At 65.5% G+C, this 21,528-nt stretch carries 19 protein-coding genes, 1 rRNA gene and 1 riboswitch; of the genes, 15 read left to right on the forward strand and 5 right to left on the reverse strand.

The features are described from left to right. Positions 1 to 194: 194 nt before the first annotated feature. The 4 genes from FHS02_RS30945 to FHS02_RS30960 are packed head-to-tail and all read right to left on the reverse strand — an operon-like array spanning position 195 to position 4,627. Positions 195 to 944 carry a phosphatase PAP2 family protein gene (locus FHS02_RS30945; protein WP_137316025.1) on the reverse strand — a complete coding sequence of 250 codons (750 nt, stop codon included), beginning with the start codon at positions 942 to 944 and terminating at the stop codon, positions 195 to 197. 11 nt (positions 945 to 955) lie between these two features. Then, a complete protein-coding gene (locus FHS02_RS30950; protein ID WP_229422336.1) occupies positions 956 to 2,599 on the reverse strand; it encodes a phosphoethanolamine transferase in 1,644 nt (547 codons plus the stop codon). A 56-nt stretch (positions 2,600 to 2,655) separates the two neighbouring features. Further along, positions 2,656 to 3,951, reverse strand: coding sequence for a sensor histidine kinase (locus FHS02_RS30955; RefSeq protein ID WP_229422335.1), 1,296 nt, complete (start codon positions 3,949 to 3,951; stop codon positions 2,656 to 2,658). Further along, positions 3,944 to 4,627 carry a response regulator transcription factor gene (locus tag FHS02_RS30960; protein ID WP_137316024.1) on the reverse strand — a complete coding sequence of 228 codons (684 nt, stop codon included), beginning with the start codon at positions 4,625 to 4,627 and terminating at the stop codon, positions 3,944 to 3,946. Before FHS02_RS30960 ends, FHS02_RS30955 begins: the two co-directional genes overlap by 8 nt. A 41-nt stretch (positions 4,628 to 4,668) precedes the next feature. On the opposite strand from FHS02_RS30960, the gene cobT reads away from it, so the two are divergent. From cobT to FHS02_RS31035, 15 genes are all read left to right on the forward strand, one after another. Then, entirely contained in the window at positions 4,669 to 5,700 is a 1,032-nt protein-coding gene (cobT, locus tag FHS02_RS30965) for a nicotinate-nucleotide--dimethylbenzimidazole phosphoribosyltransferase (RefSeq protein ID WP_137316023.1), read from the forward strand. A 4-nt stretch (positions 5,701 to 5,704) separates the two neighbouring features. Further along, positions 5,705 to 6,469, forward strand: a complete 765-nt coding sequence (locus FHS02_RS30970; protein WP_137316022.1) for an adenosylcobinamide-GDP ribazoletransferase — start codon at positions 5,705 to 5,707, stop codon at positions 6,467 to 6,469. Continuing rightward, positions 6,460 to 7,005 (forward strand): histidine phosphatase family protein, encoded by a 546-nt coding sequence (locus FHS02_RS30975; protein WP_137316021.1) that lies wholly within the window; start codon positions 6,460 to 6,462, stop codon positions 7,003 to 7,005. Before FHS02_RS30970 ends, FHS02_RS30975 begins: the two co-directional genes overlap by 10 nt. Before the next feature lie 34 nt (positions 7,006 to 7,039). Continuing rightward, positions 7,040 to 7,275, forward strand: a riboswitch (cobalamin riboswitch). Positions 7,276 to 7,349: 74 nt separating this feature from the next. Continuing rightward, the gene (locus FHS02_RS30980; RefSeq protein ID WP_137316020.1) at positions 7,350 to 9,188 is read left to right on the forward strand and encodes a TonB-dependent receptor domain-containing protein; all 1,839 of its coding nucleotides are present in this window, start codon (positions 7,350 to 7,352) and stop codon (positions 9,186 to 9,188) included. 113 nt (positions 9,189 to 9,301) lie between these two features. Next, positions 9,302 to 10,324, forward strand: a complete 1,023-nt coding sequence (locus FHS02_RS30985; protein WP_137316019.1) for a FecCD family ABC transporter permease — start codon at positions 9,302 to 9,304, stop codon at positions 10,322 to 10,324. 17 nt (positions 10,325 to 10,341) lie between these two features. Next, positions 10,342 to 11,133, forward strand: coding sequence for an ABC transporter ATP-binding protein (locus FHS02_RS30990; RefSeq protein WP_137317655.1), 792 nt, complete (start codon positions 10,342 to 10,344; stop codon positions 11,131 to 11,133). Continuing rightward, positions 11,130 to 11,750: a cob(I)yrinic acid a,c-diamide adenosyltransferase gene (gene cobO / locus FHS02_RS30995; RefSeq protein ID WP_137316018.1), complete on the forward strand. Its 621-nt coding sequence runs from the start codon at positions 11,130 to 11,132 to the stop codon at positions 11,748 to 11,750. Before FHS02_RS30990 ends, cobO begins: the two co-directional genes overlap by 4 nt. After that, the gene (locus FHS02_RS31000; RefSeq protein ID WP_137316017.1) at positions 11,750 to 13,039 is read left to right on the forward strand and encodes a cobyrinic acid a,c-diamide synthase CobB; all 1,290 of its coding nucleotides are present in this window, start codon (positions 11,750 to 11,752) and stop codon (positions 13,037 to 13,039) included. The genes cobO and FHS02_RS31000 overlap by 1 nt, the downstream gene beginning before the upstream one ends. After that, positions 13,036 to 13,593, forward strand: a complete 558-nt coding sequence (gene cobU, locus FHS02_RS31005; RefSeq protein ID WP_137316016.1) for a bifunctional adenosylcobinamide kinase/adenosylcobinamide-phosphate guanylyltransferase — start codon at positions 13,036 to 13,038, stop codon at positions 13,591 to 13,593. The genes FHS02_RS31000 and cobU overlap by 4 nt, the downstream gene beginning before the upstream one ends. Continuing rightward, on the forward strand, positions 13,587 to 14,519 hold the full coding sequence (cbiB, locus tag FHS02_RS31010; RefSeq protein ID WP_137316015.1) for an adenosylcobinamide-phosphate synthase CbiB: 933 nt from the start codon (positions 13,587 to 13,589) through the stop codon (positions 14,517 to 14,519). Before cobU ends, cbiB begins: the two co-directional genes overlap by 7 nt. Further along, a complete protein-coding gene (cobD, locus tag FHS02_RS31015; RefSeq protein WP_137316014.1) occupies positions 14,519 to 15,505 on the forward strand; it encodes a threonine-phosphate decarboxylase CobD in 987 nt (328 codons plus the stop codon). Before cbiB ends, cobD begins: the two co-directional genes overlap by 1 nt. Next, complete coding sequence (locus tag FHS02_RS31020; RefSeq protein WP_137316013.1) at positions 15,502 to 16,374, forward strand: cobalamin-binding protein; 873 nt, start codon at positions 15,502 to 15,504, stop codon at positions 16,372 to 16,374. Before cobD ends, FHS02_RS31020 begins: the two co-directional genes overlap by 4 nt. 1 nt (position 16,375) lies before the next feature. After that, positions 16,376 to 17,821: a cobyric acid synthase gene (locus FHS02_RS31025; RefSeq protein WP_137316012.1), complete on the forward strand. Its 1,446-nt coding sequence runs from the start codon at positions 16,376 to 16,378 to the stop codon at positions 17,819 to 17,821. A gap of 236 nt (positions 17,822 to 18,057) precedes the next feature. Next, the gene (locus FHS02_RS31030) at positions 18,058 to 19,515 is read left to right on the forward strand and encodes a DHA2 family efflux MFS transporter permease subunit (RefSeq protein ID WP_137316011.1); all 1,458 of its coding nucleotides are present in this window, start codon (positions 18,058 to 18,060) and stop codon (positions 19,513 to 19,515) included. A gap of 70 nt (positions 19,516 to 19,585) precedes the next feature. Then, positions 19,586 to 20,227 carry a glutathione S-transferase family protein gene (locus FHS02_RS31035; RefSeq protein WP_137316010.1) on the forward strand — a complete coding sequence of 214 codons (642 nt, stop codon included), beginning with the start codon at positions 19,586 to 19,588 and terminating at the stop codon, positions 20,225 to 20,227. 996 nt (positions 20,228 to 21,223) lie between these two features. Here the strand turns inward: FHS02_RS31035 and rrf are convergent. Then, a 5S ribosomal RNA gene (gene rrf, locus FHS02_RS31040) occupies positions 21,224 to 21,336 on the reverse strand. Positions 21,337 to 21,528: the final 192 nt, after the last annotated feature.

Here is a 21,528-nt window from a genome sequence, read left to right on the forward strand (position 1 = left end):
CGCCCACACTTATCGACTGTTGATTGTTAAAGAATTCTGCCCTTGAAGGCCTTGCCGCGTTGTCGACAAATCGTTGTGTTTGTCAGCAGCAGAGAGGTGAGATTATGCGGCGTTTCGTGCATCCCGTCAACCCCTCAGTTTGTATCGCAATGTTATCTCGGCGATTCAAACTACCCTGTCGCAGCGTTTCGTTTTCACGTCTGCGTTGCGGCAGGGACAGAATTATAGCCAGCATCGTATGACCTTGCAAGGCCCCTCGCATTAGCTCGGACATTGCTTGAGTAAATGATCACAACCATTGCACAAGCGATCCATGCAGACCACAGCGTATGCGTGAGGAAATGAGCGCCGCGCAATTGCTGGATCCAGCCGACCGTCATACCGAATACCAGCATTACCGTCGCCACAGCCAAAGCCTTTCGCCGACTGTGCGGCCACCAGAATGCCGCCACCGACACGAGCCATAGCGCACTCGACGCATGCCCGGCCGGCATGCAATGCCCCGGAGCGGTTCCCGCCTGCGTCCATTCCAGCAACCGGAGATAAGGCTCGGTACCACCGTAACGCTGCAAATCCCACGGGCAGTGCGAAGTGCTGAGCTGCTTCAGCAGGCTGATGACGGATGGCACCAGCACGGCCGCCATTGCAGCTACCCTGATGCCCGTGCGGCGCGAAACGCTCCAGCTGCGGTAGGGCCATACCGTATCCCGCAGTGCCAGCACAATGAACCCTGCCGCCAATGCCGACAGTAATCTTTTCAGGATGACGTGATTGAATTGCTCCGCCAGCCAGGCATGCCGCATCGGAAAAATGCCCGCTGCCTTGTCAAAGGCCTGGTCGGCCAGCAGTAAATCGATATCGATGGCATGCCCGAGCCACAGGATCATCAATGCGGACAGCAATAAGGCACCACTTGCCATCCAGGCAGTACGTGTAAAGACCATGGGGTGTTCCTTCAGCTGCCGCGAGAGCACGGATGAATGATATCGAGCTTCGGGTTATACACGGCGGTGCTTACATTCAGCATGCCGAGCACCGTATGAAACACGTTATCGTGCGAAAACGGCTGGGGGGTCCGGGCAGCCAGGCAACTGTAGTCGATCCTGAACCGTTCGCGGAAACCGTCGGATAACCACAGCATCATCGGCACGTGCGTCTGCTCGGCAGGCGCAATGATGTAGGGAGCCCCATGCAGGTACATATTGTGTTCGCCCAGCGATTCGCCGTGGTCCGAGAAATACAGCATCGCTGTATCGACACCGTCTTCCGCCGCGGCGGCGCGCAACAGGTCGATCGCCTTGCTCAGTACGAAATCGGTGTACAGGATGGTGTTGTCGTAAGCCGCCACGATGGATTCGCGCGAACACTCTTCCAGTTCATTGGTCCGGCAAACCGGGCCGAATTTCTCGAAAGCCGCGGGATAACGCTTTGAATACTCCGGGCCGTGGCTGCCTTTCTGGTGCAGCACGATGACCAGATCCTTCCTGGCATCGCGAATCATCTGCCGCAAGCCGGCCAGAAGTCGCTCGTCGTGGCACTCTTCGGCACCGCAAGGCGGCGTGCCGGGCTGCGCCAGCGACATATCCTGGTACTGGACACGGTCGCACGTGCCCTTGCAACCGGAATTGTTGTCGCGCCAGAGCACGTCGAATCCCCCATGCCGCAGCACGTCCAGCAAGTCTTCCTGGCTGCCTGCCTTGTCCGCCGTGTAATTGTCGCGGCCGAGATTGGAGAACACGCACGGTATCGACACCGCCGTCGCCGTACCGCAGGAACTGACGTTCCGAAAATTGATCAGGCCGGGTTGTGCCGCCAGCAGCGGATTGGTCTGGCGGCCATACCCGTTCAGCGAGAAATTCATCGCCCGTGCCGTTTCACCGGCGACGATGACCGTCACCGTGCGCCGCCCCGGCGACGCAGCCCATTTACTCCCCCGGCTCGCATCCGTCCCGAGCGGCGCAATGACCGCCGGCACCGCCCACTTGCGCCTCAGGTAGCCGTGCGTTGCCTGGAACATATTGGTGGGTGTCAGCAGGAAGCGCAGTTCACGGTGCTCGCGCACGGCCGGCGCCAGCGTCTTGAAAAGCAGCATCAGCAATCCGGCGATCGCCAGCAGCGACAGCGCGACCGTGCCCACCTTCAGTACCAGGCCCCGCCGCATGGGCGGAAAATGCAGCGGCAGACGCCACACGATCAGCGACGGCAGGATGCCCAGCAGCGTGACGGTCTGCAGCATTTGCCAGCCCAGCAACTCGTGCGCTTCCCGGGCATCCGTCTCGACGACGTTCTGCACCATCGACGCGTCGATCGCCACGCCGTAGTGGTTCATGAAATACGACGCGGCCGACGCGCCCAGGAACAGGGCGATCAGCACCGGCTTGATGACAAACCTGAAATTGACGAGCGTGAGCACCGCATTGAACAGCAATACCAGGGCCGCAAATGCGCCCAGGTAGACGGGCAGGTTGCCGAGCCGTAGCCCGCCGGTCGCGGAAAAGAAGGTCTTCCAGAAACTGGCGTTATAGGCCAGGACCAGGAAAGTGGAAGCGCCCAGTGTGAACAGGGGGGCGCCAATGCGCGGCAGCGTTGAACTTTTCACCGTGAGGACTCCGGAATCGAAGCATCAACAGTACCTCCGTGCAAGTAAACGTCGCGTCAAGTACCGGTTAAGGACGAGTTAACGTGCGGGGTCACGGCACCGCCCAGTGCTTGGGGAAAGCGGATCTCGATGCAGCTTCCCGCCACTGCCTCCCTCAGCACGAGTTTGGCGCCGAGGTGCGCGCAAACCCGCTGCACCAGCCCCAACCCGAGTCCCGTGCCGGACGATCCACGCGCACCGGAGGGAATCGGCTCGCCGCGCAAGCGCGCCCGGGCCGCCGGCGGCAATCCCGGCCCCGTATCCTCGACGATCACGCTGCGCCCTTCGAGCCGCACTTCCACATGGCCGTGCTCCGTATACTGGCAAGCGTTGCGCACCAGGTTGCCGATTGCCGCCAGCACCAGTTCCCGCACCCCAAGCAAGGTGAAGTCGTTGCCGCCGCCATACCGGAGCTCGATCGGCCGCCCGGACACCAGGGCCTGGCAGCGCGCCACCTCTTCCTGCGCCAGCGCTTGCGCCGACATCGGCACCCACTCGAGCCGCTCCGGCGAACGCGCCAGCCGCAGCAGCATCGACGTCACATCGCTGGCATCGCGCGCGGCCCGGTAAATGCGCTCGGCCGGCGCATGCAGTACCGGGTCATGCTCGGTTCGCGCCAGCAGTACCTCGGCGGCGCCCGCGATCACGGTCAAAGGCGTGCGCAATTCGTGGCTCACGTCCCCCGTGAAGAACCGTTCGCGATCGAGGAACTCCTGCAGTTCGGAGGTATGGCTGGCGATCATCCGCGACAGCAGCCCCAGCTCGTCGCCGCGCTCCTGCAGCGGCAATTCTCCGGCGCCCGCGTCCACGGCGCCGGCCAGCTCGACGATCGGGTTGACGATGCGATTGCCCAGGAAGCGGCCCAGCAGCACGGCAAAACCCATGAAGCCGAGGAAGGCCACCGCGAACATCGAATACACGACGAGCTCGATCTTTTCATAGGCGCTGTCATGGTCGACCACCGCGAATTCGCCCTCGGCGTTCCGGCCTTTCAGCACATGCAGGTCGACACCTTCGACCGTGACTTCGTGCACGCCTTCTGCCAAAGGGCGCAGCGAGCGTGGAATATCGGCACCGACGTGATAGCTGAGGCCCGCCGGCATCTCCACCGGCAGACCGCCCGCATGCCGCGGCCCGGCCCAGGTGGCCACCTCCTCGAGGCGCTCGTCGACCAGGCGCACTTCGATGCCCTCGACGGCCAGCGCGGCAATCACCGCGAAGAATACCGACGACACCGTGGCAAACGTCAGGTACGCCGCGGTGATCCGCCTGCGCAGCGAATCTTCCTTGCGCAACGGCCACTTGTCACGCATCGGCGTCGACCAGCTTGTAGCCGATCTTAGAAATCGTGTGCAGCATCGGGTGGGGGAACGGCTTGTCCAGCGCCTGCCGCAAGGCGTGGATATGCACGCGCAGCGCGTCGGTATCGGGGGGATTGTCGCCCCATACCTCGTTCAGGACCTGCTCGCGCGACACGACCTTGGGCGCCTCGCGCATCAGCAGCCGCAGGATCGTGTAACCGGTTTTCGTCAGCGCCAGCGGGCGGCCGGCGCGCTTCGCCTCGAACGTTTCCGTATTGAAGGTGAGATCGCCGAACGCCAGCAAGGCATTCGCGGCATGCGCGCCCTTGGCACGCCGTACCAGCGCCTTCAGGCGTACTTCCAGCTCGACCAGCGAAAACGGCTTGACCAGGTAATCGTCGGCACCGGAGTCGAACCCGGCCACCTTGTCTTCCAGGGTGTCGCGCGCGGTCAGCATCAGCACCGGCAGGTCCTTGCGCAGTTCGCCGCGCAGCTTCTGGCACAGCTCTAGCCCGTTCAGGCCGGGCAGCATGACATCCAGCACCACGGCGTCGTAATCGTGCTCGGTCGCCAGCGCCAGCCCGCCGTAGCCGTTCGATGCCGAATCGAGCACATGGCCTTTCGGTTCGAGAAAGCCATACAGGTTGGCGACGATGTCGGGATTGTCTTCGATGATAAGGAGGCGCATCGCACCATTATAATTCGCCCTTTCCCACCGACCCGCCTGTCATGATCCTGCCCACCATCGTGTCCACGGCCGACGCCGAACTGGCCGCCCTCCTCGCGCACGCCATCGACAACAAGACCAAGCCGCCCGGCAGCCTGGGCATGCTGGAAACCCTTGCGCACCAGGTGGGGCTGATCCAGCGCACCACCGCGCCAGCGATCGAAGCGCCGGCCATCCTTGTCTTCGCCGGCGACCATGGCGTGGTGGCCGAGGGCGTTTCCGCGTTCCCGCAGGACGTAACGTGGCAGATGGTCGAGAATTTCCTGGCCGGTGGCGCCGCGATCAACGTGTTCGCCGCGCAGAACGGCTGCGCGCTGCAGGTCATCGATGCCGGCGTGGCCCACGACTTCGGCCCGCGCGACGGCCTGGCGGACCGCAAGATCGCCCGCGGTACGCGCAACTTCGCGGTGGAACCGGCCATGACGGCTGAACAATGTGCGCAGGCGCTCGCGCACGGCGCAGCACTCGTCGACACGCTGCCGGGCAATGTGATCGGTTTCGGTGAAATGGGCATCGGCAATACCACCGCTGCCGCCGCGCTCATGCACAAGCTGACGGGCATTCCCGCCGCCGCCTGCGTGGGCGCCGGTACCGGCCTGGGTCCCGAAGGCGTACAGCGCAAGGGACAGGTGATCGAAGCCGCCGCCGCGTTGCATGGCACGGTGACGGCGCCACTGGACGTGCTGGCCACGTTCGGCGGGTTCGAGATCGCCATGATGGCCGGCGCGATGCAGCGCGCGGCCGAGCGCCGCATGGTGCTGCTGATCGATGGCTTCATCGTCACCAGCGCGCTGCTCGTGGCGGCGCGGCTGCAACCGGCGATCCTCGACTATTGCGTGTTCTCGCACTGCTCCAACGAGAACGGTCACCGCCAGTTGCTTGAAACGCTGGGCGGCAAGCCCCTGCTGCAGCTGGACCTGCGCCTGGGCGAAGGTACAGGAAGCGCGCTGGCACTGCCGCTGCTGCATGCCGCCGTCAACTTCCTGAACCGCATGGCCACGTTCGCGTCGGCCCAGGTCAGCGGCAAGGACTGACGCCATGCTGCAGGTGCGGCTGTTCTTCATCGCGCTGCAGTTCTTCACGCGCCTGCCGATCCCGCGCTGGGTGGGCTTCGAGCCGCACTGGCTGCACCACGCGTCGCGCTACTTCCCGCTGGTTGGCCTCGTCGTCGGCACCTTCGCCGCAGCGGTTTACTGGGCCGCCGCGCAGGTATTGCCGCCGGCAATTGCCGTGCTGCTGTCCACCGCGGCCGGCATCTATCTCACCGGCGCATTCCACGAGGACGGCTTTGCCGACACCTGCGACGGCCTGGGCGGCGGCATGACGCGCGAGCGAGCGCTGGACATCATGAAGGATTCGCGCATCGGTGCCTATGGCGCGATCGGCATCGTCCTGCTGCTGGCCGCGAAATGCGCCGCGCTGGCGCACCTGCCCATGCTGGCGACCGCCGCCGCCTTGTGCATCGCGCATCCGCTGTCGCGATTGATGGCGGCAAGCCTGATCTGGCGGATGGACTATGCGCGCGCCGAAGGCAAGGCCAAGCCGATGGCCCAGCAGATGACGGGCGCCGAGTTCGCGATCGCCACGGCGTGCTGCATCCCTGCCGTGCTGGCGGCGACGAGCCTGGGCTGGCTCAGCTGGCAGGGCATCGCCCTCGGTACCGCGACGATGGCGCTCGTCACGCTGTGGTTCGCCCGTAAGCTGCAGGCGCGCCTCGGCGGCTATACCGGCGACTGCCTCGGCGCCGTCCAGCAGCTGGCGGAAGTGGCCTTCTACCTGTGCGTACTGGCGCGATGGAACTGATCCTCGTGCGCCACCCGCGCCCGGTCGTGGCGGAAGGCATCTGCTACGGGCGCAGCGACCTGCCGGCCGATCCGGATGCGCTGGCAACTGTCTGCGAGGCCCTGCGCGCCGACGGGCTGCCGGGCGATGTCCCCGTCATTTCCAGCCCGCTGCGGCGCTGCGCCGGCCTGGCGCAGCGGCTGTCGCCCCTGGTCACGTTCGATGCCAACCTGGCGGAGATGGATTTCGGCAGTTGGGAACTACGCAGCTGGAACGATATCGCTCGCGCCGAAGTCGATGCCTGGGCTGCCGACCTGCTGCATTACCGCCCCGGCGGCGGCGAATCCGTGCTCGACGTGGCGCACCGCGTCGCCGGCGCGCTGGCCCGCATCCGCCAGCATGGCAGCGACCGTGCCATCGTGATCTGCCACGCCGGCACCATGCGCCTGATCGCCACGCTGGCCGACGGCACGCCGCTGGAACAGGCAGCACTGGCCGCCGCCTCCAGGACGCACCGCATCCCCTACGGCGGCGTGCAGCGCCAGCTCCTGGCCTGATACCCACTGGCCGAATACTCCAAGTCCGAATACTCTATAATTGCGCGGTTTTGGTGCCCGCGCCCGAGTCCTCGAGCGCAGTTAAACGGGAAATACGCAGCCTGATCCCCTGATCGGCCAACGTATGCTGCCCCCGCAACGGTAAGCAGGCAGCCGCGCTAGCGAATCGCAGCGCGGCAGCCGTCCGCGACAACCACTGTGCGATTCGCATGGGAAGGTCGGACGGTGATGCCCGCCAGCCCGGATACCGGCCAAACCAGGTGGAGCCGCCCCTTCGGGAGCGCCTCTGTTCAATCCAGCCTGCGGGGACGTCGGCTGGTTGCTCATTTTTGCAAAGATTTGCCATGACCTCTCCTGTAGCATCCCAGGCGGCGCTCGCGTCGCTGGCGCTCGCCATTGCCGCGCCGGCCGCACACGCCCAGGCCACTGCCATCGATTCGATCATCGTCACCGCCACCCGCACGCCGCAACTGGCCAGCGAAGTCATCAGCGATACCGTCACGATTTCCGCCGAGCAGATCGCCAACTCGGGCGCCGGCTCCATCACCGAACTGCTGCAGCGCCAGCGCGGCATCGAAGTCACCCGCAACGGCGGCCCCGGCGCGGCGTCGAACGTGTTCATCCGCGGCGCCAACGGCAACCAGAGCGTGGTGCTGGTGGACGGCATACGCATTGCCTCCGCATCGACCGGCTCGGCCAGCTGGAACGGCATTCCACTGTCGGCCATCGAACGCATCGAGATCGTCTACGGCCCGCTGTCCACGCTGTACGGTGCCGACGCGATCGGCGGCGTGATCCAGCTGTTCACGAAAAAGGGTGCCGGTGCACCAGCCGTTTCCGCGTCGGTTGGCGGCGGCAGCGATAAGACCTTCGCGGCCGACGCCGCGGTGTCCGGCGGCACGGACCAGCTGAGCTATGCGTTCTCCGTCTCGAAGGAGCGTTCGGACGGTTTCTCGTCGACCCGACGCCCGAGCTCCAGCTTCGATCCGGACGACGACGGCTACGACCGCAAGAGCGCGGCCGGCCAGGTGGCCTACAAGCTGGCGCCCGGCCATGAGCTGGGTGCGATGTTCCTTTACACCGATACCGAATCGGACTACGACAGTGCGAACTTCGATTCCTACAGCACGCAGAAGGTCAGCAACGTGGGCGTGTACGCACGCAGCCAGTTCCTGCCCTTCTGGACGATGCTGGTCCAGGCATCGCAGTCGCGCGACAAGTCCGGCTCGTTCTACGGCACCGGCCCGTTCGGCTCCAGCCAGATCGATACGACGACCAGCACCTTCACGCTGCAGAACGATTTCCGCATCGGCAGCGACAACCTGCAACTGCTGTACGAACACCGCAAGGAAGAAGTCGACGGCTCGACGGCGGAGCTGAACCGCACGCGCCACACCAACTCGGTGGCCGCCAACTACAGCCTGAAGCGCGGTGCGCACCTGGCCAACGTGGGCGTGCGCCATGACGACAATTCGGAATACGGTTCCAAGACCACCGGCTCGGTCGGTTACGGCTACCGCTTCACCAGCGCCCTGCGCGCCGAGGCCAGCTTCGCCACCAGCTTCCGCGCACCGTCGTACAACGAGTTGTTCTACCCGGGCTACGGCAACGAGAACAACCGTCCGGAAGAAGGCCGCAACGCCGAAGCCGGCCTGCGCTACGACGACGGCACCACGCAACTGGGCGCCGTGTATTACCGCAACAAGCTGGACAACCTGCTGCTGAACACCACGCCGTGCCCGTACCCCGGCTACCAGTTCGGCTGCGCCTACAACGTCAACAAGGCGCTGCTGGAAGGCCTGTCGCTGTCGGCCGAGCGCCAGATGGGCAATCTGCTGCTGATCGCCAATGCCGACTTCCAGGACCCGAAGGACGAAACCACCGGCAAGCGCCTGCAGCGCCGCGCCAAGCGGCACGCCAACTTCGTGGCCGAATACGACATGGGCCTGGTGCGCGGCGGCGTGGAGTTGCAGCTGTCATCGGACCGTTTCGACGACGCCGCCAACCGCAACCGTCTGCCGGGCTACGGCGTGGTGAACCTGTACGCAACCTACCGCTTCAACCAGGACTGGTCGGCGCTGGTGCGCTGGAACAACGTGGGCGATAAGGACTACGAACTGGCCCGCTATTACCAGACCGGCGGTTCGAACGTGTTTGCCGCCCTCCGTTACGGCTTCAAGTAATTGAAGCCTGAGTAATTGAAGCCGGGGTAGTTGACACCCCAGTAGTTGAAGCTTCATTAGTGCTAAGCTGCCGGGCGCGTCGATGCGCCCGGCGCTTCATCCACAGGCAGAACATGCATCCAATTTCCGCCCACCTGCGTTACCGCACCGGCATCGTCACCGCCGGGCTGCTGCTGGCGTCGATCGCCAGCCTGCTGTTCGCGGGCGTCACGGGCTCCGTTGCCATTCCGCTCGCCGACCTGCCCGGTGCGCTGCAAGAACTGGTCAATGGCCGCGCAGAGACGCTGGCCGCCACCCTGCTCGACCTGCGCGCCAGCCGCGCGCTCACCGCTTTCGTGACCGGCGCCACGCTGGCGCTGGCCGGCGTCATGATGCAGACCCTGCTCCGCAATCCCCTCGCCGATCCCTACGTGCTGGGCATCTCGGCCGGCTCCGCGGTCGGCGCCCTGCTGGCGCTGATGCTGATGTGCGCCGCCTGGATGGTCGATGCGGCCGCCTTCATCGGCGCGGTGGCCATCTCCATGCTGCTGTACCTGCTGGCACGGCGCGACATGCGCGGCGGCAGCGCCGCCGAGGGCGGCACGGCGTTGCTGCTGTTGACCGGCACCATTCTTTCCGCCGGCTGCGCCGCGCTGATCATGCTGATGCTGTCGATCGCTCCCGAAGGCCGGCTGCGCAGCATGGTGTTCTGGATGATCGGCGACCTGTCCGGCGCTCCGGTGCGGTGGCTGCCGTGGCTCGTGCTGGCCGCCGGCCTGGCTTTCGCGCTGCGCACCGCCCGCTCGATGAACGTGCTGGCCCTGCATGCGGAAGCGGCCAGCACGCTGGGCATCCGCGTCGGCCCGCTGCGCAAGGGCCTGTTCTTCTGTTCCGGCCTGCTGACGGCCAGCGCGGTCACCACGGCCGGCAGCATCGGCTTCGTCGGCCTGATCGTGCCGCACGCGTGCCGCTTCGCGTTCGGGCCGGACCACCGCGTGCTGATCCCGGCCGCCACGCTGGCCGGCGGCGCCTACCTCGTGCTGGCCGATACGCTGGCGCGCACCGTGATCGCGCCCCAGCAATTGCCGGTGGGCGTGGTCACGGCGCTGATCGGCACGCCCGTCTTCCTGTATCAGCTGCACCGGCTGCGCAAATGATGAATGCCACGGCAACGATGATCTCCCCTGCAAAGAAGATCTCTACTGAAAACCTGCGCCTGGCGATCGGTGCCCGCGTGCTGGCCGAAAAGCTGGACTGGCACGTCGCCGACGGCGAATGCTGGAGCGTGATCGGCCGCAACGGCGCCGGCAAGAGCACCTTGCTGCGTACGCTGGCCGGCTTGCGCGAGCCGGACGGCGGCCGCGTGCTGCTGCATGGCCGGGCGCTCGGCGACTGGCCGCTGGAAGCGCTGGCGCGCGAGCGCGCGTTCCTGGCCCAGTCCCGCAGCGATGCTTTTGCCTATTCAGTGCTGGAAACGGTGCTGTCCGCCCGCCACCCGTACCACGGCAAGCGATACTGGGAAGACAGCGACGACCATGCGATCGCGCTGCGCATGCTGGCCGCGATGGAAGTCGACGACCTGGCATCGCGCGACGTGCGCACGCTGTCCGGCGGCGAGCGCCAGCGCGTCGCCATTGCCGCGCTGCTGGCCCAGGATACGCCGCTGCTGCTGCTCGATGAACCGGCCAATGCACTCGACCTGGCGCACCAGGTCAGCGTGATGGGCCTGCTGGCGAAGCTGTGCCGAGAACAGCGCAAGACCATCGTGATGATCGGCCACGACCTGAACCTTGCGCACAGCATTTCCACGCATGCGCTGCTGCTGATGGGCGACGGCCGCTGGCTGGCCGGCCCGCGCGATGACATGATGCGGGCCGACATCCTTTCCGACTACCTGCACCATCCTATCGAAACGGTGCGCCACGGCGCCCGCACGATCTTCATTCCCACCGAGGCTACCCCATGACCACTCCCGACGACACCGCGGCATTGAACGAGCGCCACCGCGCACGGATGGAACGCAAGAAGGCGATCATCGACGCAAAAATCGCCGCCGCCGACAAGCAGATCGGCATCATCATCGTCAACACCGGCAACGGCAAGGGCAAGAGCTCGAGCGGTTTCGGCATGGCGATCCGCGCGCTGGGCCATGGCATGAAGGTCGGCATCGTGCAGTTCATCAAGGGCGCCATGGCTACCGGCGAAGAACAGTTCCTGCGCCGCTTCCCCGACGAAGTAAGCTTCCACGCGATGGGCGAAGGCTATACGTGGGAAACGCAGAACCGCGAACGCGACATCGCCAAGGCTGGCGAAGCGTGGGAACAGGCCAGGCGCTTCCTCGCCGACCCGGCGATCGGCATGGTCGTGCTCGATGAACTGAACATCGCCTTGAAATACCGCTACCTGGACGTGGATACGGTGATCGCCGATCTGCTGGAACGCCCGGCCATGCAGCACGTCGTCATCACCGGCCGCGGGGCGCCGCCCGAGCTGATCGAAATCGCCGACACCGTCACTGAAATGAACGTTGTCAAGCACGCGTTCAAGGCCGGCATCGGCGCGCAAGCCGGAACGGAGTGGTGATGGGCGTCCGCGCGGTCCTGATCGCCGCCGTGGCTTCCGGCCAGGGCAAGACCACCGTCACCGCGGCAATGGCGCGCAAGCTGGTGCGCGCCGGCCGCCGCGTGCGCGTATTCAAGTGCGGCCCGGATTTCATCGATCCGATGGTGCTCGGCCGCGCCAGCGGCGCGCCGGTGGAATCGCTGGACTTGTGGATGGTGGGCCGCGAGCGCTGCCAGCGGCTGCTGGCACAGGCGGCGCAGGAAGTGGACGATATCCTGATCGAAGGCGTGATGGGGCTGTACGACGGTACGCCGTCGGCAGCCGACCTGGCACGCGAATTCGGCGTGCCCGTGCTGGCCGTGATCGATGCCGGCGCGATGGCGCAAACCGCCGGCGCGCTGGTGCATGGCCTGCGCGACTACGGCCCGGTAACGATGGCCGGGGTGATCGCCAACCGCGTCGGCAGTGCCGGCCACGCCACGATGGTGAAGACCTCCCTGCGCGACATCCCGCTGTTGGCCACGTTGCCGAAGCAAAGCCGCTCGCTGCCGGAACGCCATCTTGGCCTGGTACTGCCGGACGAGGTGGACGAAGTGGATGCGATCCTCGATGAACTGGCCGATCAACTGGTGTTCGATGACGCCGCATGGGACGCCCTGCCCCGCGTGGAGTTCGCCCCGCCCGCGTCCGAGGTGCCGGTGGCCGCCACGCTGGCCGGCAAGACCGTCGCCGTCGCACGCGATGCGGCGTTCGTGTTCGTCTATGCGGCCAACCTGGAAGTGATGCGCCGGCTCGGTGCCGCCATCGTGTACTTTTCTCCGTTGGCCGACGAACCCGTGCCGGCGGAGGCCGACGCCGTCTACCTGCCGGGCGGCTACCCCGAACTGCACGCGCCGCGCCTGGCCGAAGCCGGCATATGGCGCGCGTCGATCCGCGCCGCCCATGCCGACGGCGTGCCGATCCTGGCCGAGTGCGGCGGCATGATGGCGCTGGCCGATACGCTGGACGACGGCGGTGGCCAGTGGCCCATGGCCGGGCTGCTGCCGGGCCATGTCGTCGTGCAGAAGCGGCTGGCGGGCCTGGGGCCGCAGGCGATGCCGACACCGCAAGGCACGCTGCGCGGCCACACGTTCCACTATTCCCGGCTGGAGTCGGCGGCGCCGGTCATGGCCTATACCGGCAAGAATCCGTCCGGCGCCCAGGGCGAGGCGATCTACCGGATCGGTTCGCTGACGGCGTCGTACTTCCACGGCTACTTCCCGTCGAACCCGGAAGCGGCGGCGGCGCTGCTGTCGAGGGCCGTGCCGTGAGCCGCACGCTGGTACTGGGCGGCGCCCGTTCCGGCAAGAGCGCGCATGCCGAGCGGCTTGCCGCGCAGTCGGGCAAGGAGGTCGTCTACGTGGCCACGGCCAGTGCCGGCGATGCCGAGATGGCGCGGCGGATCGCGACGCACCGGGCCGACCGTCCGGCCGAATGGACCACCGTCGAGGAACCGCTCGCGCTGGCGGCGGTACTGGAACGATGGCGCGCGCCGCACCGGCTGGTGCTGGTCGACTGCCTGACACTATGGCTCACCAACCTGCTGTTTGCCGACGGTACCGAGTATCCGGACGTCGGCGCGATCGCGCTGCCGCGGCGCTTCCACGACGAGCGCGCCGCCCTGCTGGCGCAGGTGCGCAAGGATGCCGGCGATATCGTCTTCGTGTCGAACGAGGTCGGCATGGGCATCGTGCCGTTCGGCGCGGTCACGCGCGCGTTCACCGACGAGGCGGGGCGGCTGAACCAGGCAGTGGCCGCAGCGTGCGACAACGTCGTGTTCGTGGCCGCCGGCCTGCCGCTGGTATTGAAGGGCGCCCCATGCTGAGCGGGCTGTCCTGGCCGACGGTTGCCGCGCTGCTCGCGGCCGGCGTGCTGCTCGACCTGCTGCTGGGCGAAGCGCGGCGCTTTCACCCGCTGGTCGGTTTCGGCAACCTGGCCAGTGCGATCGAACGCCGCCTGAACCGGGGTAGCGGTAAGATCCTGCGCGGCGCGCTGGGCTGGGCGCTCGCCGTGCTGCCGCTGACGATGCTGGCGGCATGGCTGTGCGGCGTGGCCGGCGCCCTCGCCCATGCGGCCATGCTGTACTTCTGCATCGGCCTGCGCAGCCTGCGCGATCACAACCTGCCGATTGCCACTGCACTGCGCAACGGCGACCTGCCCGCCGCACGCGAACTGACGGGCCGCATCGTCAGCCGCGACACGGCCGATGCCAGCGAAGCGGATCTTGCCAAGGCCAGCGCCGAATCGCTGCTGGAGAACGGCAACGATGCGGTGTTCGGCACCCTGTTCTGGTTCGCCGTGGCCGGCGGCCCCGGTGCGCTGCTGTTCCGCCTGGCGAACACGCTCGACGCGATGTGGGGATACCGCAACGCGCGATTCCTGTATTTCGGCCGCGTGGCGGCCCGTATCGACGATGCATTGAACTACGTGCCGGCGCGGTTGACGGCACTTTCCTACGTGCTGCTGGCGCCGGGCGCGTCGGCCAAGCGGCTGGCATGGCGCTGCTGGCGCGAGCAGGCACCGGCATGGAGCAGCCCGAATGCCGGACCGGTGATGGCCAGCGGTGCCGGCGCGCTGGGCCTCGCGCTGGGCGGCGCGGCGCGCTATGACGGCGAGGTCGAACAGCGCCCGCCACTGGGCCAGGGCGTGCCGGCGGCAGCGGGCGATATCGAACGCGCATGGCGTCTCGTATGGCAGACCACGCTGTTGTGGCTTGCGGTGTCCGCAGCGATCGCGGTGGGAGTACGCTGATGCCTGAACACGGCGGCAACCTGCGCGACGCGACGCGGCTGTATGGGCGCACCGACTGGCTCGACCTCTCCGCCGGCCTGAACCCGCACTGGTACCCGGCGACCGACCTGCCCGGCAATGCGTGGCATCGCCTGCCGGAACCGGATACCGGACTCCTGGCGGCAGCCTGCCGTTACTACGGCGCGCCGCGCATGCTGGCTGTCGCCGGAACGCAGGCGGCGATCCAGGCGCTGCCGCGGCTGCGGGCGCCGTCGCGCATTGCCGTATCGGCGCCGTCGTACGCGGAACACGCGCATCACTGGTCGCGCCATGGCCACACTGCCCGGCTGGTGCCGTACGCCGACCTGGCCGGCGCGGTCGGGTGCAGCGACGTGGTCGTCGTCTGCAATCCGAACAATCCGACCGGTGCCATGATTCATCGCGATGAACTGTTGCGCTGGGCGGATGCGCTGGCGGCACGCGGCGGCTGGCTAGTCGTCGACGAAGCGTTTGCCGACATGGATGAAGCACACAGCGTGGCTGGCCACGCGGACCGGCCCGGCCTGGTCGTGCTGCGCTCGGTCGGCAAGTTCTTCGGACTGGCCGGCGTGCGGCTGGGTTTTGTCGCGGGGCATGCGGATCTGCTCGACGCGCTCGACGAGGAACTGGGGCCGTGGCAGGTGAGCGGCCCGGCACAGACGATCGGCAAGACTGCATTGCTGGACGAGGAGTGGCAGCGCACCACGCGGGTGGTATTGCGCGCCCAAGGTGAGCGCTTGCACACGCTGCTGGCCGCACACGGCATTGCCTCTCGCGGCACGAGCCTGTTCCGCTGGTGGCCCGAAGCGGCGCCGGAAGCATTTCACGAGCACATGGCGCAGCGCGGCATCTGGGTGCGGCTGTTCCGCGACGGCCCGCGCGGCATCCGCCTTGGCCTGCCGCCGGACGAAGCAGGATGGACGCGCCTTGCCGGCGCGCTGGAAGAATGGACGAAGGAACGACGATGAAGAAACTGGTACTGCTGCCCGCCTTGCTGGCGGTCCTTTCCGCGCATGCCGCGGTGTCCGTGCGCGACGACGACGGCAAGATGGTCACGCTGGCCAAGCCCGCCGAGCGCGTGATCTCGATGGCACCGCACGTGACCGAACTGCTGTTCGCGGCCGGTGCCGGCAGCAAGATCGTCGGCGCGGTCGACTACAGCGACTATCCGGAAGCCGCCAAGGCGATTCCACGGGTGGGCAGCAACCGCGAGGTGGACCTGGAACGCGTGCTGGCCCTGAAGCCGGACCTGATCGTGGTGTGGCGCCACGGCAGCTCGGAACGGCAGGTCGAACTGCTGCGCAAGCTCGGGATTCCGCTGTTCCACAGCGAGCCGACGAAACTCGACAGGATCCCGGACAACCTGGTTGCGATGGGCAAGCTGGCCGGCACCGAACCGGCGGCCGAAGCGGCGGCCGCGGACCTGCGCAAGCGCCTGGCGGCCGTCCGGACAAAATACGCCGGGCGCCCGCCGGTGCGCGTGTTCTACCAGGTATGGGACAAGCCGCTGTACACGCTGAACGGCGCGCACATCGTCAGCGACGCGCTGCGCCTGTGCGGCGGCGAAAACATCTTCGCATCGCAAAAGGTGACGGCGCCGGTAGTCAGCATCGAAGCGGTGCTGAAGGAAGACCCGGAAGCCGTGTTCAGCACGGCCGAGAAGGAACAGGGCGGCGCGGCCATGTGGCGCCAGTATCCCAACATGCTGGCATCGAAAAACGACAACCTGTTTACGATCGACGGCCATCTGCTGAACCGCGCCGGACCACGCATGGTCCAGGGCGCGGAAACGCTGTGCGAGAAGCTCGAGATCGCACGCCAGCACCGGAAGCGCTGACATGCACTTCCCGTTCAAGACGCTCATGGTGCAGGGCACCACGTCGGACGCCGGCAAGAGCACGGTGGTCGCCGCGCTGTGCCGGCTGCTGAAGCGCAATGGCATCTCCGTGGCGCCGTTCAAGCCGCAGAACATGGCGCTGAACAGTGCCGTGACGGCGGACGGCGGCGAGATCGGACGTGCCCAGGCATTGCAGGCACTGGCGGCCGGCATCGCGCCGCACACGGATATGAACCCGGTGCTGCTGAAGCCCTCGTCCGACACGGGCGCACAGGTGATCATCCACGGCAAGGTACGCGCCGAGATGAACGCGCGCGATTACCACCGGTACAAGACGGTGGCGATGGCCGCCGTGCTGGAGTCGCACGCGCGACTGGCGGCCCAATACGATGTGGTCATCGTCGAAGGGGCCGGCAGCCCGGCGGAAATCAACCTGCGCGACCGCGACATCGCCAATATGGGCTTTGCCGAAGCGGTCGACTGCCCCGTCGTGATCGTGGCGGACATCGACCGGGGCGGCGTGTTCGCGCACCTGGTTGGCACGCTGTCGTGCCTGTCGGAGAGCGAACGTGCGCGCGTGATCGGCTTCGTCATCAACCGCTTCCGCGGCGACATCAAGCTGCTGGAGCCAGGCCTCGACTGGCTCGAAGCGCAGACGGGCAAGCCGGTACTGGCCGTGCTGCCCTACCTGCACGGCCTGTTCCTCGATGCGGAAGATGCGGTACAGCCGGCGCAGGAGCACAAAGGCGCGTTCCGCGTTGTGGTTCCCAGCCTGCCCAGGATGAGCAACCACACGGACTTCGACGCGCTGCGCGCCCATCCGGACGTGGACCTGCAGTTCATCCGCGAAGGGCATGCGATTCCGCCGGCGGACCTGATCGTCCTCCCCGGCAGCAAGAACACGCGCGGCGATCTCGCATGGCTGCGTGCACAAGGCTGGCCGGAACGGATCGCCCGCCACCTGCGCTACGGCGGCAAGGTCATCGGTATTTGCGGAGGCTTCCAGATGCTGGGGCAGTCGGTCCAGGATCCGCATGGCGTGGAAGGCGCGCCGGGCAACTCCGTGGGCCTGGGCCTGCTCGACATGACGACCGTGATGTCGCAGGAGAAGCGGCTGCAGCAGGTCGCCGGGCATTGCCTGTTCGCCGATGCGCCGGTGGCAGGGTATGAGATCCACATGGGCGTCTCGACCGGCGGCGCGCTTGCCCATCCCGCTTTCCAGGTCGATGGCCGGCCCGAGGGGGCCTGTTCGCCGGACGGCCAGGTGCTCGGGACCTACCTGCATGGCGTGTTCGATGCGCCGGGCGCCTGTTCCGCGCTGCTGCGCTGGGCGGGGATCGGCGGCGACCAGGGCGTGGACCTCGGCGCACTGCGCGAAGCGAGCCTGGAACGGCTGGCGGATGCGACTACTCCGTTGCTGGAGGCGCTGCTGGAGTCTGCGCGGTAGAAGGGTTCGAGTCAGAACTGTCGAAAACCGAGGAGCGTTTGGTGATACGGTCGGTGCCAATAGCCGGCTATTGGCGCCAACCGTAGCGCCGAACGATACCGGTTTCTCGGCAGTTTAGGCCGAACCTCCTTCTGCCGCACAGGCTCCCTGTCCTGAAGTAGCGTTGTGGCGGCGGCGCGCTTCGCGCTTTGCCGCTTTGTGCAACAATCGCTGGACGAATTGCTACGCCGCTGTCCATGTCCACTTCAGAAACCATCACCAAGCGCTACCTGCCCTGGGTCGTCGCGTCGGCCCTCTTCATGGAGCAACTCGACTCCACGATCGTCAATACCGCCATTCCCAGCATGGCCGCCAGCCTGATGGTGACGCCGCTGAGCCTGAAGGCCGTCGTCACCAGCTATATCCTCAGCCTCGCGGTGGCGATTCCGATCAGCGGCTGGATGGCGGACCGCTACGGTACGCGGCGCGTGTTCATGACTGCGATCGCCATCTTCACGCTGGCTTCCGTGCTGTGCGGCCTGTCCGTCAACTCGCCGATGCTGGTCGCATCCCGGCTGCTGCAAGGCTTCGGCGCGGCGATGATGATGCCGGTGGGCCGGCTGGCGATCGTGCGCACCTTCCCCAAGGCGGAGCTGCTGACGGCAATGAATTTCGTGATCATCCCTGCCCTGATCGGCCCCCTGCTCGGGCCGACGGTCGGCGGCCTGATCGTGCACTGGATGTCGTGGCGCGAGATCTTCTTCATCAACGTGCCGTTCGGCGTGGCCGCGATCTGGCTGGCGCACAAATACATGCCGGACTACCACGGCGAAGAAGCGCGCCCGCTGGACGTGATGGGGCTGATCCTGTTCGGCACCGGCATCGCGCTCCTGTCATGGCTGCTGGAGATCTTCGGCGAGCACCGGCTCGACGTCACGTCGTGGGGCGTCCTGTTCGTCATTTCGGTATGCCTGCTGGCGGCCTATGCGTGGCACGCGACCCGCGAGGAGTTTCCGCTGCTGCGCCTCCAGCTGTTCAGGATCCGCACGTTCCGCGTCTCGGTGCTGGGCGGCTTCTTCACCCGGCTGGGCGTGGGCGGCCTGCCGTTCCTGCTGCCGCTGCTGTACCAGCTGGGCCTTGGATTGCCGGCGTGGCAATCGGGCCTGCTGATGATGCCGTCGGCGGCGGCGGCCATGTTCATGAAGTTCTTCTCGGCGCGGCTGCTGGCAAGATTCGGCTACCGGCACGTGCTGATGGTGAATACCGCGCTGATCGGCGTGACCATCGCGATGTTCTCGTTCGTGCAGCTGGGCACGCCGATCTGGATGATCGTAACGCTGTCGCTGTGCCAGGGCTTCTTCAACTCGCTGCAGTTTTCCAGCATGAATACGATCGCGTACGCGGACGTCGACCAGAAGGATTCCAGCATGGCCAGCACGATGGCCAGCTCCATGCAGCAACTGTCGATGAGTTTCGGCCTGGCCTGCGGTTCGTTGATCACGGGCTGGTACCTGGGCGACATGCCGCAGACCGACCGGGTGGTATTGACCAGCGCGTTGCATCACGCCTTCCTGACGCTGGCGGGACTGACAATCCTATCGGCAGGCATGTTCTGGACGCTGCGCAAGAACGATGGTGAAAGCATCAGCCGCGGCACCAAGGCGGCCGAGCCCACGACAGTAGTGGCGGCGACCGAGCAGTCGGCGGCACAGTGATGCGAAAGCGAACCCCGCAAGCGCCGCACGTTGAATTATCATAAGGAAATGATAATCAACTGGAGGTTGCATGGTCCGTCTTCACTGTTTCGCCCAATCCGGGAACGCCTTCAAGGTGGCGTTCATGCTGCGCGCGCTGGATGTGCCGTTCGAAACCGTTCACGTGGACTTCCTGAACGGCATTACCGCCGACCCGGCCTGGCGCGAAGACCATAACGAAATGGGCGAAGCACCGATCCTTGAAGATGGCCCGGTGCGCCTGACCCAGTCGGGCGCGATCCTTACCTACCTGGCCAAGAAGCATGAGCGGTTCGGCGGCAGCACCGAGAGCGAGCAGTTGGAAGTGCTGCGCTGGCTGCTGTTCGACAACCACAAGTTCACCAGCTACTTTGCGACCTATCGCTTCATGAAGGCCTTGGCCAAGACACCGCCCGATCCGGTGGTGATGAAATTCCTGCTGGGCCGCATCGAAGGTGCGTTCAAGGTCGTCGATAAACACTTGGCTACCCGGGAGTACATCGTTGGCGACAGCCCGACCATTGCCGACTTCTCGATGAGCGGTTATCACTTCTTCCCGCAAGAAGAAAGCGGCATCGATGTCGCCGGACGCTGGCCTCACATCGGCGCCTGGGTGGAGCGCCTGAAGGCTATTCCGGGCTGGGCTTCTCCATATGAAGTCATGCCGGGTGAGCAATTGGCGCCGCGGTGGTAACGCGGGTTCGTTTCACGGTCCTGTGAGTGGAGCGAGGTCGGGCAGTGCCCGGCCGAGCACTAAAACCGCGGACTCGGAGCCAAGTCCGCGGCGCATTACAAAGCATGAAGCACAAACGAAGAAAGCCCACCAGTTCACTGGTGGGCTTTCTTGGTATAACTAGTCTGACGATAACCTACTTTCACACTGGTTGCAGCACTATCATCGGCGCAAAGTCGTTCACGGTCCTGTGAGTAGAGCGAGGTCGGGCAGTGCCCGGCCGAGCAAAAAAACCCGCGACGGCGATCCAGGTCCGCGGCGTTCTACTGAAATGGCATATCCAAAGCAAAAAACCCCACCAGGTCGCTGGTGGGGTTTTTCTGTATTACTAGTCTGACGATAACCTACTTTCACACTGGTTGCAGCACTATCATCGGCGCAAAGTCGTTTCACGGTCCTGTGAGTAGAGCGAGGTCGGGCAGTGCCCGGCCGAGCAAAAAAACCCGGGACGTCGATCCAGGTCTGCGGCGTTCTACTGAAATGGCATATCCAAAGCAAAAAACCCCACCAGGTCGCTGGTGGGGTTTTTCTGTATTACTAGTCTGACGATAACCTACTTTCACACTGGTTGCAGCACTATCATCGGCGCAAAGTCGTTTCACGGTCCTGTGAGTAGAGCGAGGTCGGGCAGTGCCCGGCCGAGCAAAAAAACCCGGGACGGCGATCCAGGTCCGCGGCGTTCTACTGAAATGGCATATCCAAAGCAAAAAACCCCACCAGGTCGCTGGTGGGGTTTTTCTGTATAACTAGTCTGACGATAACCTACTTTCACACTGGTTGCAGCACTATCATCGGCGCAAAGTCGTTTCACGGTCCTGTAGTAGAGCGAGGTCGGGCAGTGCCCGGCCGAGCAAAAAAACCCGGGACGGCGACCCAGGTCCGCGACGTTCTACTGGGATGGCACATCCAAAGTAAAAAAGCCCACCAGTTCACTGGTGGGCTTTCTTGGTATTACTAGTCTGACGATAACCTACTTTCACACTGGTTGCAGCACTATCATCGGCGCAGTGTCGTTTCACGGTCCTGTTCGAGATGGGAAGGGGTGGGACCGACATGCTATGGTCATCAGACTTGACCGGTTCGGCTCGCGCATTCGGCGCGGTGCCGGAATTCTTTATTACCTGAACTACCTTTACACTAAATGAAAAAAGCCGCTACACGCGTAGCGGCTTCTCTCGGTATAACAGCCTGACGATAACCTACTTTCACACTGGTTGCAGCACTATCATCGGCGCAAAGTCGTTTCACGGTCCTGTTCGGGA

The organism is Pseudoduganella umbonata (assembly GCF_014192225.1).
Lineage (GTDB): Bacteria > Pseudomonadota > Gammaproteobacteria > Burkholderiales > Burkholderiaceae_D > Rugamonas > Rugamonas umbonata.

Excerpts from the sequence above, each read along its gene's own strand:
- FHS02_RS30945 (WP_137316025.1), bottom strand. The coding sequence starts at position 944 with ATGGTCTTTACACGTACTGCCTGGATGGCAAGTGGTGCCTTATTGCTG.
- FHS02_RS30955 (WP_229422335.1), bottom strand. The coding sequence starts at position 3,951 with ATGCGTGACAAGTGGCCGTTGCGCAAGGAAGATTCGCTGCGCAGGCGG.
- FHS02_RS30960 (WP_137316024.1), bottom strand. The coding sequence starts at position 4,627 with ATGCGCCTCCTTATCATCGAAGACAATCCCGACATCGTCGCCAACCTG.
- cobT (WP_137316023.1), top strand. The coding sequence starts at position 4,669 with ATGATCCTGCCCACCATCGTGTCCACGGCCGACGCCGAACTGGCCGCC.
- FHS02_RS30970 (WP_137316022.1), top strand. The coding sequence starts at position 5,705 with ATGCTGCAGGTGCGGCTGTTCTTCATCGCGCTGCAGTTCTTCACGCGC.
- FHS02_RS30975 (WP_137316021.1), top strand. The coding sequence starts at position 6,460 with ATGGAACTGATCCTCGTGCGCCACCCGCGCCCGGTCGTGGCGGAAGGC.
- FHS02_RS30980 (WP_137316020.1), top strand. The coding sequence starts at position 7,350 with ATGACCTCTCCTGTAGCATCCCAGGCGGCGCTCGCGTCGCTGGCGCTC.
- FHS02_RS30985 (WP_137316019.1), top strand. The coding sequence starts at position 9,302 with ATGCATCCAATTTCCGCCCACCTGCGTTACCGCACCGGCATCGTCACC.
- FHS02_RS30990 (WP_137317655.1), top strand. The coding sequence starts at position 10,342 with ATGATCTCCCCTGCAAAGAAGATCTCTACTGAAAACCTGCGCCTGGCG.
- cobO (WP_137316018.1), top strand. The coding sequence starts at position 11,130 with ATGACCACTCCCGACGACACCGCGGCATTGAACGAGCGCCACCGCGCA.
- FHS02_RS31000 (WP_137316017.1), top strand. The coding sequence starts at position 11,750 with ATGGGCGTCCGCGCGGTCCTGATCGCCGCCGTGGCTTCCGGCCAGGGC.
- cbiB (WP_137316015.1), top strand. The coding sequence starts at position 13,587 with ATGCTGAGCGGGCTGTCCTGGCCGACGGTTGCCGCGCTGCTCGCGGCC.
- cobD (WP_137316014.1), top strand. The coding sequence starts at position 14,519 with ATGCCTGAACACGGCGGCAACCTGCGCGACGCGACGCGGCTGTATGGG.
- FHS02_RS31020 (WP_137316013.1), top strand. The coding sequence starts at position 15,502 with ATGAAGAAACTGGTACTGCTGCCCGCCTTGCTGGCGGTCCTTTCCGCG.
- FHS02_RS31025 (WP_137316012.1), top strand. The coding sequence starts at position 16,376 with ATGCACTTCCCGTTCAAGACGCTCATGGTGCAGGGCACCACGTCGGAC.
- FHS02_RS31030 (WP_137316011.1), top strand. The coding sequence starts at position 18,058 with ATGTCCACTTCAGAAACCATCACCAAGCGCTACCTGCCCTGGGTCGTC.
- FHS02_RS31035 (WP_137316010.1), top strand. The coding sequence starts at position 19,586 with ATGGTCCGTCTTCACTGTTTCGCCCAATCCGGGAACGCCTTCAAGGTG.